This is a genomic window from Psychrobacter sp. 1U2 (genome assembly GCF_051847575.1).
This window is the reverse complement of the sequence record NZ_JBPYDC010001540.1, coordinates 1-579: the sequence shown is the minus strand read 5'-3', so window position 1 is coordinate 579 and position 579 is coordinate 1. Positions and strand designations below refer to the sequence as shown.

Genomic DNA, 579 nt, shown 5'->3' with positions numbered 1-579 from the left:
CTTTACGGTTGATGCGCGGCAATTATACGAAGACTTTGCGACAAGTTCTGAGGCGACATGGCAAGGTAACTTTCGTGATTTGACCGCGAGTATGATTCGCTTAACAACGCTGGCTGAAAGTAAAGTGATTCGGAAAACAGACGTACAAGCAGAGATCGCGCGCTTGATGAATATTTGGGGTTTGGTAGATGGTTTGAATGGCTCGAATAGTTTAAGTAATGATAAAGGCAATGACGCAACTAAAAATAGCCTAAGTAATAATATTCAAGCAGGTTTTAATAGTGAGTTAGTCGAGCAGGGAAGTTATGACATTCTAAATAAATATTTAGATAATGAAACCCTTGCCACGATTGATCCGTTTGACGCAGTACAACTGGCGTATGTCATTGAGGTGTGTATCAGCCATAAAAACCAAGCGGCGGCGGGGCGTTATTTATATGCCAACTCCCGCGATAAGCTCAAAAGCCCCAATGATAGTGATCGTTTGCGTAAGTATTTGCTCAAATTCGGGCTTAAATTTGATGAGCTGGGGTAGAGTTTAAAAGCATTGTTTTTGCTGATTGAATATTAAAATAAAAG

The 579-nt window shown here is 40.6% G+C and carries 1 pseudogene; it reads left to right on the top strand.

The annotated features are described in order from the left end of the window. Positions 1-535, top strand: a pseudogene (locus ACS8FD_RS23070) (hypothetical protein); the annotation flags it as partial. Between the last annotated feature and the right edge of the window lie 44 nt (positions 536-579).